At 71.2% G+C, this 15,725-nt stretch carries 2 protein-coding genes (1 of these 2 only partly in view); both read left to right on the top strand.

Annotation, left to right across the window (positions count from 1 at the left end; translation table 11 throughout):
- Positions 1–9,258 carry the final stretch of an SDR family NAD(P)-dependent oxidoreductase gene (locus MMA15_RS10585; RefSeq protein WP_241058854.1) on the top strand. It extends 16,260 nt beyond the left edge of the window, so 9,258 of the gene's 25,518 nt are visible here — the last part of the coding sequence; its start codon lies off the left edge, out of view; its stop codon occupies positions 9,256–9,258.
- Complete coding sequence (locus MMA15_RS10580) at positions 9,255–15,725, top strand: SDR family NAD(P)-dependent oxidoreductase (RefSeq protein WP_241058853.1); 6,471 nt, start codon at positions 9,255–9,257, stop codon at positions 15,723–15,725. The genes MMA15_RS10585 and MMA15_RS10580 overlap by 4 nt, the downstream gene beginning before the upstream one ends.

Raw genomic sequence — 15,725 nt, 5'->3', positions numbered from 1 at the left:
GTCGACACGGCCTGCTCCAGCTCCCTCGTCGCAGTCCATCTGGCCTGCCAGGGCCTGTGGAGCGGAGAGACGGAGATGGCCGTCGCCGGGGGCGTGAGCGTGCAGACCACACCGGCCACGTATCTCTCCGCGAGCCGCGCCGGAATGCTCTCGCCCACGGGCCGCTGCCACACCTTCGACGCCGCCGCCGACGGCTTCGTACCGGGCGAGGGCGTGGGCGTCGTGGTGCTGCGGCGACTGTCGGACGCACTGCGCGACGGCGACCACGTTCACGCCGTGATCCGTGGCTCAGGCGTCAACCAGGACGGCGCCACCAACGGCATCACCGCACCCAGCGCCCTGTCGCAGGAACGGCTGATCAAGCAGGTCTACGAGGACTTCGGGATCGACCCGGCCGAGATCGGCATGGTCGAGGCGCACGGCACCGGCACACAGCTCGGCGACCCGATCGAGTGCCACGCCCTGCAACGCGTCTTCGAGGGCAGCGACGTCCCCGGAGGCTGCGCGCTCGGCTCGATCAAGACGAACCTCGGGCACACCACGTCCGCGGCGGGCGTGGCAGGCCTGCACAAGATCGTCCTCTCGCTGCGCCACCGGCAGATCCCGCCGTCGCTGCACTACCACGACCGCAACCCCGCGATCCGGCTGGAAGGCGGACCCCTCTACGTGAACACCTCGCTACGTCCCTGGGAGCCGAACGCCGAGGGGCGCCGGGCCGCGGCCCTCAGCTCGTTCGGCTTCAGCGGCACCAACAGCCACCTGGTCGTGGAGGAAGCACCCGCACGGCCCGAACGCCCGCACCTCGCCGATGCTTCGGAAGCCTCGGTCTCCGGGCAGCCACGGCCACGGCTCTTCCCGCTGTCCGCGCCGCAGCCCGCGCCGCTGCGCGAGCGCGTCCGCGACTTGGCGGACCATCTGCGGGCCACGCCGGACGCGGTCCTCGTCGACGTCAGCCACACCCTGGCCGAGGGGCGTGCCCACTTCGCACACCGTGCGGCCTTCGTGGCACGTACCCGAGAGGAGCTGATCGCTCAGCTCGACGACTGGCTCGACGACGACACCACCGCCGTCCAGACCGTCGGTACGGGGGAGGACCCCGCGCCGGAGGAGGCCGCCGGGCGGCGCTACCTCGACGGTGAATCCGTCGACTTCCGGCCGCTGTTCGCCGGAACCGGCGCCCGCCGCACGCCGCTGCCCACGTACCCCTTCCAGCGCAGGAGCCACTGGGTGCACGGCGCATCCCGGGAGGCCGCGGGGACCGCCTCGCCCCCGGTACCCGCCGTTCCCCGGACCGGCACCGCCGCCGTCGCGACCCCCACCGGCGACAGCGGCAGCCCCGCCGGCGACGACATCGCCGTCGTCGGCGTCTCCGCCCGCTTCGCTCAGTCCCCGGACGCCGAGGCGCTGTGGCGGCACCTCGCGGCAGGCGACGACCTCGTAGGAGAAGTGACCCGCTGGGACCTTTCGGAGATCAGCGGCGGGCGGACCGAACACGGCAGCTTCGTAGAGGACATCGCCCGCTTCGACGCCCTGTACTTCGGCGTCTCCGGCAACGAGGCGACATACGCCGACCCGCAGCAGCGCATCTATCTGGAGGAGTGCTGGCACGCCCTGGAGGACGCCGGATACGCGGGCGAGCGCCTCGACGGCCGCGGCTGCGGCGTCTATGTGGGCGCCTACCCCGGCGACTACCACGAGCTGATCGGCAACGACCGCCCCCCGCAGACCATGTGGGGCAACATGGCCTCGGTCATCGCCTCCCGCATCTCCTACTTCCTGGACCTCGACGGCCCCGCGATGTCCGTCGACTCGGCCTGCTCCAGCTCGCTGGTCGCCATCCACACCGCCTGCCAGGACCTGCGTCTCGGTACGACCTCGATGGCGCTGGCGGGCGGCGTGTTCATCCAGGCCACCCCTCGGCTCTACCAGTACTCGGGCCGGGCACGGATGCTCTCGGCCAGCGGACGCTGCCACGCCTTCGACGCGGCGGCCGACGGCTTCGTGCCAGGAGAGGGCGCCGGTGTCGTAGTGCTCAAGCGGCTATCCGACGCGCTGCGCGACGGCGACCGCGTCTACGGCGTGATCCGTGCGTCGGGCGTCAACCAGGACGGCACCACCAACGGCATCACCGCGCCCAGCGGCGAGGCCCAGGAGCACCTCATACGCGACGTGTACGCACGCGCGGGAGTCGACCCGTCCGGCATCCAGCTCATCGAGGCGCACGGCACCGGCACACCCCTCGGCGACCCCATCGAATTCGAGGCCCTGCGCGGTGTGTTCGCGGACGCGCCGACCGGCGGGTGCGCGCTGGGCACGATCAAGACCAATGTGGGGCACACCCAGTTCACCGCCGGAGTGGCGGGCGTGCTCAAGGTGCTGCTGGCGCTCGACCGCCGACAGCTCCCGCCGTCACTCCACTTCACCCGGCCCAACCCGGCCATCGACCTCGCGGGCAGCCCCTTCTACGTCAACACCGGGCTGCTGCCGTGGAGTTCTCCCGCCGAAGGGCCCCGCCGCGCGGGCGTCAGCTCCTTCGGCGCCGCGGGCACCAACGCGCACGCCCTCATCGAAGAGGCACCCGCGACCGCCGGTCCGGGCCACCGCGAGCGCGGGCAGTGGCTGCTGGTGCTCTCCGGGCAGGACCGCACCGCGCTTCGCGCCCAGGCCGAGCGGATGCTCCACCACGCCGAACGGCACCCGCATCTCGACCTCGGCGACGCCGCCTGGACGCTGGCCACGGGGCGGCGGCACAGCGAGCACCGCCTGGCGTGTGTGGCGGGCGACCGCGAGCAGTGGACGACGTCCCTGCGCGACTGGCTGCGGGACGGCGAGGCAGCGAACGTCTGGTCGGGGGAGGTCTCCGAGCAGCGGCAGTACGCCTCCGAGGACGGTTCCGCAGAGGAACGTGAACGCGAACTCGCCCGCGCCGAGCGCCTGATGGCGGAGAACGCAAGGGCAGGCCGCCCGGAGAGCCTGGCCGAGCTGGCCTGGCTGTATGTGCGGGGAGCCGTCTCACGCTTCGCGCCGCTGTACGCGGACGGCGGCTTCCGCGTCGTATCCCTGCCCGGCTACCCCTTCGGCGGCGAGCGCTACTGGACCGGGCCCCTGCCTGGCGACACGTTCGCGGACGAACAGCGCGCAGCCGTAGGGCAGTCGGCGCCGCCTGAGCAGTCGGGCCCCGTCGGATCGTCAGACCCCTCCGGGCCGTCGGGCTTCGGGCCTGATGTGACGCTCAGCGGGGAGGAGTTCTTCCTCGACGACCACCGGGTCGGCGGCGTCCCCGTACTGCCGGGCGTCGCCTACCTGGAACTCGCCTACGCGGCGGCCGCCGCCCAGGGCCTCACGTCCGGCGGGGTGCGGCTGCGCAACGTCGTATGGTCCCGCCCCGCACGGGTCACCGAACCCCTCTCCGTGGAGACGGTCCTCGAACCGCAGGCGGCGGACGGCACATTCGGCTACGAGATCGCCGCGGCGACCGGCGGAGGCCGGCGCCTGGTGCACGGCCGTGGCCGGATCGAGCAGTGCCCGCGGGAGGCCGCCGCACGGCTCGACCTCGGTGCGCTGCGGGCCCGCTGCGACGTGCGCGTACTGGACCACCGTGAGTGCTACGAACTGCTCGGCGGCACCGGCATGACGTACGGAAGCGCCATGCGCGGCCTGGAGCGGCTGTACGTGGGCCGAAGGCTCGCCGTCGGACGGCTGCGCCTCCCGGTGGAAGCGCGGGACGGCCGGACGTGGACCCTCCATCCGTCGCTGCTGGACGCGGCGTTGCAGGCGACCGTGGGCCTGGCCCTGGACGGGGAGTCCGACGGGCTGAAGGCCGCGCTGCCCTTCGCGGTGGAGCAGGTGGAGATCCTCGCCGCGAGCCCGGAGAGCGGCTGGGCGGTGGCCCGTCCCGGGGCTGGTGACGCCGGGGGCCCGGTCCGGCGGATGGACGTCGAGATCTGCGACGACGAGGGGAGGGTGTGCGTACGTCTGCTCGGCTTCAGCACCCGTGAACTCCCGGGCGGCGCAGGGGAGTCGGCGGGAGCTGCGGCGACCGCTGCCCGTACCGGCGTTCCAGCCGGGAGGACCGACTCCGCGACGGCCGACTCGGCGAAGACGGGCGCTGCGAAGGGGGACGCCGCGAAGACTGGCGCCGCGAAGACGGGCGCCTCGACGGCCTCCGCGACGGCCGACGTGGTGACGGCCGACCCCGGCCACTCCCTCGTCTTCGCCCGCCCCGTGTGGCACACCGCTGAGCCCGTGCGCACCACCCAACTGCCGCCGCACCGCCGGGAGATACTGCTGGCCGGCGCTATGCCCGTCGATGCGGCGGAGGCGGCCAGGCGCTCCGGCACACCCTGCACGGCACTGCCCGGCGAAGAAGGCCGACGGGATACGGCCGCGCGGTACACGCGCCAGGCCGAGGCCCTGCTCTCAAAGATCCAGGAGCTTCTGCCCGCCGTCCGCGAGGAGCGCGTGCTGCTTCAAGTGGCCGTACCCGCAGACGGCGAGGGCAGGCTCCTCTCGGGCCTCGGCGGCATGCTGCGCACCGCGTGTGCCGAACACCCCGGCCTGGCGGCCCAGTTGGTGGAGACCGACGCGAGGGACGCCGCGACGCTGTGCGCACACCTCGCGGAGGAGGCCGCGAGCCCCGGCGAGACGGCCGTACGCCGCACCGGCGGCGAGCGTCTCGTGCACCGGTGGCAGGGCCTCCGCCCGGACGGGAGCGGCGCGCCGTGGAAGCCGGGCGGCGTCTACGTCGTCACCGGAGGAGCCGGCGGCCTCGGAGCACTCTTCGCCCTCCGCATCGCCCGCACCGCGCCGGGGGCCGTACTCGTACTGTGCGGCCGTTCCCCGGAGCGCACGGCGCAGCGTCGACTCCTCGACGAGCTGCGGGAGTCGGGCGCCTCGGCTGCCGCCTACCACAGCATGGACGTGGGACGGCGCGACGACGTCTCCCGGCTCGTGGCCGCGACCCTGGCGGAGCACGGAAGGCTCGACGGCGTCGTCCACAGCGCGGGAGTGCTGCGTGACGGGTTCGTGGCCCGCAAGAGCACGGAGCATCTGCGTGAGGTCTTCACGCCCAAGGTCGCCGGGCTGGTGAACCTCGACGAGGCCACCGCCGACGTGGAGTTGGACTTCTTCCTCGCCTTCTCCTCGATGTCGGTGCTCGGCAACCCGGGCCAGGCCGACTACGCCGCGGCCAACGGCTTCCTGGACGCCTTCGCCCTGCACCGCCGCGAACTGGCGCGACGCGGCGAGCGCCACGGCCGTTCGCTGTCGATCGGCTGGCCCCTCTGGGCCGACGGCGGCATGCACGTCGACGCCGCCACCGAACGCCGCATCCACGCCGCCTCCGGGATGCTCCCGCTGCGCGCGCAGCAGGGGTTCGAGGCGCTGGAGCACCTGTACGCGAGCGACCTGCCGCATGCGCTGACCGCCTTCGGCGACCGCGAGCGCATCGAGTCGGTGCTGTTCACCGCGCCCGAGGCCGAGGACGAGGCCGCAACGGGACACCGGGCCGACGACGAGAGGGCCTCGGCGTCCGGCGAGGACGCGAGCGCCGCGAACGACGAACGGAGCGAAGTCATGTCACACACGGGGCTGGTCGCCGAACTCGCGGCGCATCTCTCGGGGTTGCTCGACGTACCCGCGGAGGAGATCGAGGGCGGTGTGGAGCTGAGCGAGTACGGCTTCGACTCGATCTCGCTGACGGAGTTCGTCGCACTGCTCAATGCCGAGTACGGGCTGTCGCTCGTACCCACGCTGCTCTTCGAGCACTCGACGCTCGACGGCGTCGCGGGACATCTGCTGGAGGAGTACGCGGACCGCTTCGCCCCGGCACCGGCAACGGCCCCGGCTCCGGGACCCGCCCCGGCGCCCGAACCCGGGCCCGCGCTCACTCCGGCACCGGCGGCGGAGGAGGACGACGACGCCCTGCGCCGTGCGCTCGTGAAGCGTCTGCGCGAGATGACGTCGACGATCCTCAAGGTCCCGGCGGAGAAGATCAGCGGCACGGCCGAGATGAGCAAGTACGGCGTGGACTCCCTGTCGTTGGCGGAACTGGCCGCGGCGGTCAACGCCGAGTTCTCGCTGATGCTCGACCCGACGCTCTTCTTCGAGCACCCGACGCTGGAGGCAGTGGCCGGATATCTCCTCGACCGGCACGCCGACCGCCTCACGGGCCTGTCGCTTCCGGCCCCCGAACCGGCTCCCGAACCGGCGCCCGCAGCGGCCGTCCGGGCGGTGGCGCAGCCCGCTCCCGTGGAGGTCTCCGCCCCCGCAGAGGCTCCGGCTCCCGCAGAGGCTCCGGCTCCCGCCCCGCCCATGCCTGTTGCCGGGGCCGTACGCCCCGCCGCGCAACCGCAGAGCGGCCCCCAGGACGAACCGATCGCCGTCATCGGCATCAGCGCCCGCTTCCCCATGGCCGACGACATCGACGAGTTCTGGGAGAACCTGCGTGAGGGCCGTGACTGCATCCGCGAGGTGCCCCGCGACCGCTGGGACTGGCGCGAGTACTACGGCGACCCCGTCAAGGAACCCAACACGACCAATGTGAAGTCCGGCGGATTCATGGACGGCGTGGGCGACTTCGACCCGCTCTTCTTCGACATCTCGCCCAAGGAAGCGGAGTTGATGGACCCGCAGCAGCGGCTGCTGATGCTCCACACCTGGAAGGCACTGGAGGACGCGGGCTACGCGCCCGACAGCCTCGCCGGTACGTCCACCGCCCTCTTCGTCGGTACGACGAACACCGGCTACGGCAGCATGGTCAGCCGCTATTCACCGGTGATCGAGGGATACGACGCGACCGGGGCCGCGCCGTGCATGGGCCCGAACCGGATGAGCCACTTCCTCGATCTGCACGGCCCCAGCGAACCGGTGGACACCGCCTGTTCGAGTTCGCTGGTCGCAATTCACCGCGCCCTTCAGGCAATTCGCGATGGCCAGTCCGAAATGGCCATCGCCGGCGGCGTCAACACGATGGTCAGCATCGACGGTCACATCAGCATTTCCCGGGCTGGGATGTTGAGTGTGGACGGCCGGTGCAAGACGTTCTCTGTGGAAGCGGATGGTTATGGGCGTGGTGAGGGGGTGGGGATTTTGGTGTTGAAGCGTTTGTCGGCGGCGGTGCGTGATGGTGATCATGTGTATGGGGTGGTGCGTTCGTCGGCGGTGAATCATGGGGGTCGTGCGAATTCTCTGACGGCGCCTAATCCTCGTGCTCAGGCGGATCTGGTGGTGGCTGCGTGGGAGCGTGCGGGTGTCGATCCGCGGTCGGTGGGTTATGTGGAGGCGCATGGCACGGGGACGGGTCTGGGTGATCCGGTCGAGGTGAACGGGCTGCGTGCGGCGTTCTCGAAGTTGTATGCCGACTGGGGAGTTGAGGACTCCGAGCGGGTTTCGGGGGCTTCGGGGGCTCATATCGGTCTGGGTTCGGTGAAGACGAACATCGGGCATTTGGAGTTGGCGTCCGGTGTCGCGGGTGTGGTGAAGGTGCTGTTGCAGATGCGGCATCGGACGCTGGTGGAGAGTCTGCACTGCGAGACGGTGAACCCTTATGTGAAGTTGGAGGGCAGTCCGTTCCGGCTGGTGCGTGAACGGGAGCCGTGGAATGCCGTGAAGGACTCCGAGGGGCGGGAGTTGCCGCGGCGGGCGGGGGTGAGTTCCTTTGGTTTCGGCGGTGCCAACGCCCATGTGGTGCTGGAGGAATACGTGCCCCCGGCCGGGACCGCGACCGAATTCCCCCACGACACCCGACCCCTCGCCATACTCCTCTCCGCTCATCGTCCGGACGTACTACGGGACTTGGCCGCCCGCTGGGTCGAGGTGCTGCGCCGCGGCGACCACCGCGAGGCAGACCTCCCCGCGCTGTCGTACACCTCCCAGACGGGACGTACGGCCATGGCGGAGCGGCTGGCAGTCGTCGCCGGGACGCTCGACGAGCTGCGGACGGCGTTGGAGGCATGGCTCGAAGACCGGCCGTCCCAGGCGGTGTTCACCGGCCGCGTCCCCCGGGACGGCGAGGCTCCGGGCGCACCGGCCCGACTCACCGACCGCTTCGCAACCGCGGGACGTACGGACGCACAGAGCTGGACCCCCGTGCTCCAGGCGTGGACGGCGGGCGCGAAGTGCGACTGGAACCTGCTGTGGGGCGAAGAGCGCCCGCGGCGGATCTCCATGCCGACGTACCCCTTCCGACTGAGGCGCTACTGGCTCGACATGACGAACCCCGCACACGGCCCGCACGTCTCGCGCGGACTGCACCCGCTGGTCCACGAGAACACCTCCGATCTCCAAGAGCAGCGCTACACCTCGCACTTCACCGGCCGCGAGTTCTACGTCGCCGACCACCGCGTGCAGGGCGACCCCGTCCTGCCCGGGGCGGCGCTGCTGGAGATGGCGCGCGCCGCGGCCGTACTGGCGGCCGGGGGCGACGAGGATGACTGGGCGCTGAGCCAGGTCGTCTGGTCCCGGCCGCTGACGGTCGCAAGGGCCGTGGACGCACACACGGCCGTCTCGGTGCGGCCGGACGGCGAGCCCGCGTTCGAGGTCTACACGGAGGCGCCGGGCACCCAGGGCGGCGAACGCGTCGTACACGCCACCGGACGGCTGCGGCGCCGTGCCGCCGCGGACCGCGGCGAGCGCCTGGATGTGGCGGCGCTGCGAGCCGAGTGCGACGGGCCGGTCCTCGACGCGGAGACCTGTTACGCCCGCTTCGCAGACGCGGGCCTGGAGTACGGGCCCACGCTGCGAGTGATCGAGAGCCTCGGCTGCGGTGCACGGCAGGCCGTCGCCCGGCTGCGGCTCTCCCCGGCCGCGTCCGCCAGGTCCGGGTTCGTGCTGCACCCGAGCCTGCTCGACGCGGCGCTTCAGTCGACGGCGGGACTCTTCGCCGCCGGGGGCTCTTCCACCGCGCTGCCGTTCGCCCTCGACGGGCTCGAAGTCCTCCGTGCGACCCCCGAGTCGGGGTGGGCCGTGGCCCGTTTCGCTCCGGAGGACCATGACGGCGGCCGTCCCGGGAACGGCCGTCCAGGGGGCACACGCCGCCTGGACGTCGACCTCTGCGACGACGACGGCGAAGTCTGCGTGCGGCTGCGGGGCTTCCAGGTCCGTACGGCCGGTGACAGCACCTCCACCTCCACGGCCCTGGAGGCCGTAACGCCGCGGCAGCCCGAAGAGGCCGACGCGGACGCCCAGTTGTTGCACCTCATCCACGCCATCGGCGAGGGCGCCCTGAGCGCTGACGAATTCCAGCGGAGCCTCATATGACCAGTCACGCCACACACGCCACGTCACTTACCGAGCTGCACGAGCTCATCCGTACAGGGCAGGTCGGCCAGGAGGAGGCGCTGCGGCTGGTACGCGCCTGGCAGCAGCGGCAGGCGCAGTCACCGAAAGGGCAGCCGCCCCAGGGGCAGCGCGGCCAGGCACAGGCGGGCCGGGCACAGGTGGGCCAGGGACAGCCGGGCCAGGGACATGGGGGACAGCCGGGACCGCAGGAGCATCTCTCGCCGCATGGCCGGGGAGTAGCGTCGCGGCAGGCCGCCCGCGACGAGGCGCTGCGCGAGCGCGTGTGCGACGTCGTGACGCGTGCCGTCAGCGAACTGCTCAAGGTCAGCCCGGACGACCTGGACGTCGACGTCGAACTCAACGAGTACGGACTGGACTCGATCGTGATGAGTCAGCTCGTCAATCTCGTGAACGACGAACTGGGGCTGTCGCTCGCCCCCACGGTCCTCTTCGAGCATCCGAACCTGCGGGCCTTCAGCGCCCATCTCGCCGACGAGCACGGCCCCTCGCTCGCCGTCCGCCTGCTCGGCGCGGACACCGGGCAGCCCGCCGCATCACAAGCGGCTGCCCCCACAGAACCTCCGGCCCGGCCCGCGGACGTCGCCGATCCGGCGGCGGTGCCGTCCGGGGCCGGGCCGGAGTCCCGGTCGCTGCTTCCGCCGTCGGGACGCTTCCTGGCCACCGGTGCCACAGGCATTACCGGTACCGAAGGCACCACCGGCGACGAGGACACCCCCGCGTCCCCGGCCGCGCCGCAGGAAGACACCAGCGGCGCTACGCCCCTCTCCGCCACGGAACCGGCCTCCGCCACCGGCGAGGGGGCCCTCCCCGACGACGCCGTCGCCGTCATCGGCATGAGCGGACGCTTCCCGGGCGCCGACGACATCGACGGATTCTGGGAGAACCTGCGTGAGGGCCGTGACTGCATCCGCGAGGTGCCCCGTGACCGCTGGGACTGGCGCGAGTACTACGGCGACCCCGTCCAGGGGCCGGACCGTACGGACGTGAAGTGGGGCGGATTCATCGACGGGGTGGCCGACTTCGACCCCCTGTTCTTCGGCATCGCGCCGAAGGAGGCCCTGCACATGGACCCTCAGCAGCGGCTGCTGATGCTCTACGTCTGGAAGGCGCTGGAGGACGCCGGCCACTCGGCGGACAGCCTCGCGGGCAGCGATCTGGCGCTGTTCGTCGGCACCAACGACACCGGCTACAGCACGCTCGCCGAACGCTGCGGAAAGTCCGACAGCGTCTCCCCCACCGGGGGCGTCCCCTCGCTCGGCCCGAACCGGATGAGTTTCTTCCTCGACGTGCACGGCCCCAGCGAGCCCGTGGAGACGGCCTGTTCGAGTTCGCTGGTCGCAATTCACCGCGGAGTCACGGCGATTGCCCGCGAGGAATGCGAGACCGCCGTTGTCGGCGGAGTGAACACCATCGTCGTTCCCGACGGTCACATCAGCTTCTCCCGGGCTGGGATGTTGAGTGTGGACGGCCGGTGCAAGACGTTCTCTGTGGAAGCGGATGGTTATGGGCGTGGTGAGGGGGTGGGGATTTTGGTGTTGAAGCGTTTGTCGGCGGCGGTGCGTGATGGTGATCATGTGTATGGGGTGGTGCGTTCGTCGGCGGTGAATCATGGGGGTCGTGCGAATTCTCTGACGGCGCCTAATCCTCGTGCTCAGGCGGATCTGGTGGTGGCTGCGTGGGAGCGTGCGGGTGTCGATCCGCGGTCGGTGGGTTATGTGGAGGCGCATGGCACGGGGACGGGGTTGGGTGATCCGGTCGAGGTGAACGGGCTGCGTGCGGCGTTCTCGAAGTTGTATGCCGACTGGGGAGTTGAGGACTCCGAGCGGGTTTCGGGGGCTTCGGGGGCTCATGTCGGTCTGGGTTCGGTGAAGACGAACATCGGGCATTTGGAGTTGGCGTCCGGTGTCGCGGGTGTGGTGAAGGTGCTGTTGCAGATGCGGCATCGGACGCTGGTGGAGAGTCTGCACTGCGAGACGGTGAACCCTTATGTGAAGTTGGAGGGCAGTCCGTTCCGGCTGGTGCGTGAACGGGAGCCGTGGAATGCCGTGAAGGACTCCGAGGGGCGGGAGTTGCCGCGGCGGGCGGGGGTGAGTTCCTTTGGTTTCGGCGGTGCCAACGCCCATGTGGTGCTGGAGGAATACGTGCCCCCGGCCGCGACCGCCACGGAATTCCCCCACGACACCCGACCCCTCGCCATACTCCTCTCCGGGCGTGAGCCCGAGACGCTCCGCGCACGCGTGCGGCAACTCATCGACTGGCTCGACAGGGAAGCCCCCACGGAGGCCGAACTGCCGCGCATCTCCTACACCCTTCAGGTCGGCCGCGTCGCGATGGACGAACGCCTGGCCTTCGTGACGGAATCCGTGGCCCAACTGCGCACCCAGCTACGGCAGTTCCTCGACGGCGACCGTCCACAGGGCGTACGGACCGGACGCGCCGACCGGCGGAGCATATGGAACGACCTCGTGGACGACGAGGACATCACGGCTGCGATCGGCCACTGGATGGCCAAGGGCAAGCTGGACCGGCTGCTCAAACTCTGGGTCGCCGGTGCCGAGTTCGACTGGCGGCAGTTGTGGGGCGAACGCCCGCCGCGGCGCATCCCGCTGCCTGCCTATCCGTTCCGCCTCCAGCGTTACTGGATCGCCGACGGGGCGCAGCCGGAGAAGTCCGGACGCGTCCTGGAGAAGTCCGGACGTGACTCGGAGAAGCCCGTACGCACCGTCGAGGGCAGCGAGCAGCAAACCCCGGGACACACCCGCGTATTGAGCGGCGACGAGTACTTCCTGCGCGACCACCGCGTGCTGGGCGTGCCCACGCTGCCCGGCGCCGCGTATCTGGAGCTGGTGCGCGAGGCGTTCTCCCGCAACGCCGACCCGGCCGGGTCCCTCCAGTCGGCGGACTCCGGCCGGGGCGCACCCGCCGAGCCCGTGACCCCGCTACTCCTGCGGGACGTCACATGGCTGCGGCAGCTCCAGGTGACCTCGCCGCGCAGCGTGGGCGTGACCGTCGACCCGGCCGACGGGACATACGAGGTGCACGCGGGCGACGGCCCCCAGCGCGAGGTGTTCGCACGAGGCACCGTCACGGCCATGACGGCCGACACCGCCGATGCCGTCGACGTGACGGAACCCGGCGTACCGGCCGCGCTCGACATCCCGGCCCTGCAAGCGAGTTGCCCTCATCGACTCGACGGCGAGGAGTGCTACGACCGGTTCGAAAGCATGGGCCTCGCCTACGGTCCCGCCCTTCGTGCCGTCGAGACCCTTCACCATGGCGCGGGTACGGCGCTGTCGCGGCTGGTGCTGCCCGAAGTGGCCGCGGGAGCACAGACGTTGAACCCGAGCATGCTGGACGCCGCGCTCCAGACCAGTCTCGGAGTGCTCCTCGCCGAACAGGGCGAGGGGACCGGCGCATCCGACCCGTCCGCCTCACCTGACCCGACCGGCTCGTCGGAGGCGGGCGTCGCTGCGCTGCCGTTCGCCGTGCGCGAGGTTCGGATCCATGCGGCCACCCCTGCCGAGGGCTGGGCGGTGGCGCGTGCCTCCGACGGCGACAGGCCCGGCGGGACGGTACGCAGCTTCGACATCGACCTGTGCGATACGTCCGGCCGGGTCTGCGTCCGCATACGGGGGTTCAGCACCCGTACCGTCCCCGGGAACGAGCCACGCGCGCTGCCGCGGACACATCAGGCACGTCCCGCGCTCACGAGCCCGGTGCTGATGATCGAGCCCGCCTGGACCGATGCCGAAGCGGTGGAGGCCGCCGGAGCCGCCGGAGCCTCCGAGGTGTCCGGAACGGCGGACGCGGCAGCGGGCGCCTCAGCCGAACGCCGCGTCGTGCTCTGTGAGTTGCCCGGCGTGGACGCGGACGCCCTGTCCCGTTCTCTGGACGCCGAATGCGACGGCTGGCAGGCCGAAGGCGGCATCGCCGCCCGCTACACCGACTACGCCCGGCGCCTGCTGGAACTCATCCAGGAAGAGGCCCGTGGCAGGACCCCGCGCCGCCTCGTCCAGATCGTGACGCCCTCCGGCGCACCGTGGCTCGGCGGCCTGAGCGGCATGCTGCGCACCGCACGTCAGGAGCACCCCAAGCTCCTCGTCCAGTGGATCGAAGCCGACGACGGCATCTCCGCGGACGAACTGGCCGCTTTGCTGCGCCGTGACGGCGCCGACCCCGCCGAGGTCGCCGTACGTCACGGCGGCGGACGCCGCAGGGTCTCGCGCTGGCGTGAGACGCCCCCGCCCGCGCCCAGCGTTCCCTGGCGTGACGGCGGCGTATATCTGTTCACCGGCGGATCGGGCGGGCTCGCGGCGCTCTTCGCCGAGGACGTCGCCCGGCGCGTGCAGCGGCCGACGCTGATCCTCTGCGGCCGCAGCGCGGCCGGTCCCGAACAGCGGGAGCTGGCAGGGAAGTTGCGCACCCTGGGCGCCGAGGCGGAATACCGCGTCCTCGACGTCTCCGATGCTTCGTCGGTCGCCGCCGCCGTCCAGGACGTCGTCGATGAGCACGGCGCCCTGCACGGCATCGTCCATGCGGCCGGTGTGCTGCGTGACGGCTTCATCGCTCGTAAGAGCGCCGACGAGCTGCGGCAGGTGCTCGCCGCGAAGGTCGCCGGGCTGCACAACCTCGACGAGGCCGCGGCCGGCGTGGAGTTGGACTTCCTCATCGCCTTCTCGTCGATGGCCGCCTTCGGCAACGTCGGCCAGGCCGACTATGCCGCCGCCAACGCCTTCATGGACGGCTACGCCCACCACCGCGAAGCGCTCCGCGCACGCGGCGAGCGCCATGGCCGCACCCTGTCGGTGAACTGGCCGCTGTGGGAGAAGGGCGGCATGCGCGGCGGCGAGGCCACCGAGGCCCTGCTCCAGGACGTGGGCATGCGGCTGATGCGGGCGGACACCGGGCTCGACGCGCTGTACCGGGCATGGGCTTGCGGCCTTACATCCGTAGTGGTGCTGGAGGGCGACCACGACCGGATGCGCGCCCGGTTGCTGCCCGACCAGCCGGACGGGGCCGAAGGACCGGAGCGGCCCGAACACCCGGGTCAGGCCGAACGGCCGTACCGGCAGCGCAAGTTGGACGCGACGAACGAGGAGCAGGCCCCCGCCTCCGGCATAGCCCGGCGCGTCACCGCCCTCATGACCGACCTGCTGGAGATCGACGCGGCGTCGCTGCGAGCGGACGTGCCGCTGCGCGAGTACGGACTCGACTCGATCTTCCTCACCCAGTTCCTCGGCAAGGCACGCAAGGAGTTCGACCCGACGCTCACGCTCGACGTCATCGCGGGCTGCGAGACCCTGCGCGACTTCATCGACGAGATTGAACGCACCGTAAGCCCGCCGCCCGCGGCAGACGGCCCGGCAGCCGTATCCGTACGTGAAGCGGGCCACGGGGCGTCAACTCGTCCCGCCTCAGAGCCCGTTCCCATGGTCCGCCCGGTTGCGAAGGCTCCCGAGGAGTTCCCCGAGCTGATCCCCATGAACGCCGTAAGGGAAGGCCGCCCGGTCTTCTGGGTCCACCACGGCAACGGCGGCGTCGAGTCCTACGCACCCGTGGCCGAACGCTGCGCGCGCCCCTTCTACGGCATCCAGCCACGGGGCTGGACGGGCTCCGAGGACATCCTCACCGGCCAGGAGGCCATGGCCGCCTACTACGTCGACATCATCCGCGCCGTACAGCCGGAAGGCCCGTACGACATCGGCGGCTTCTCGCTCGGCGGGCTCTTCGCCTACGAGGTCGTACGGCAACTACAGCTCCAGGGGACGGAAGTGGACACCCTGGTGATGCTTGACACCCTCGACGCGTCCTCGACCAATCGGGCCAACTCCCTGATGACGGGCGGCAGTCGGGACGCCGACGTGGTGGCGAAGGTCAGCGCCTTCCGCGCGGTCAATCTGATGCTGGGCAACAACAGCCTCGACGCCCAGGACGGCGCGTCGACGGTCCTGCACCGCGACGAGGTCGACACCTCACTCGACCCCGGCGCCTTCCTCGACTCCCTCGTCGAAGCCGCAGTCGCCCGCGGCATCCGCAAGACGCCCGCACAACTGCGTTTCCGGGTCGGGCAGTTGGCCCGCTACTTCGAGGCCGTGCACGGAGAACGGCACGAAGTGCACCCGCTGCCCCGGCGCGAGGACGTTCGCTGCCACTACGTGCGCAACTCCGGCGGGAAGTTCTTCGGCCCCTTCGAGGAGTACATGGTCCTCTACCCCGACCCCGGTCTCCCGGCGGTGGACGGCACCGCTTACTGGCGTGAATGGGCCGACGCCATCGACGACTTCGCGGTCATCGACGTCGACACGGAGACACACGCACAGGTGATGACCGAGCCCGGCGCGCTGAAGAAGGTGCTGCGGCTGTGCGACCGGCTCTACGCGCCCGAGCACGTGCCAGAGCACACGCCCGAGCAGGGAGGCCGCTGA

This window comes from Streptomyces marispadix (assembly GCF_022524345.1).
Taxonomy (GTDB): domain Bacteria; phylum Actinomycetota; class Actinomycetes; order Streptomycetales; family Streptomycetaceae; genus Streptomyces; species Streptomyces marispadix.
The sequence above is the reverse complement of the archived record's forward strand: the minus strand, read 5'-3'. Positions and strand labels throughout refer to the sequence as shown.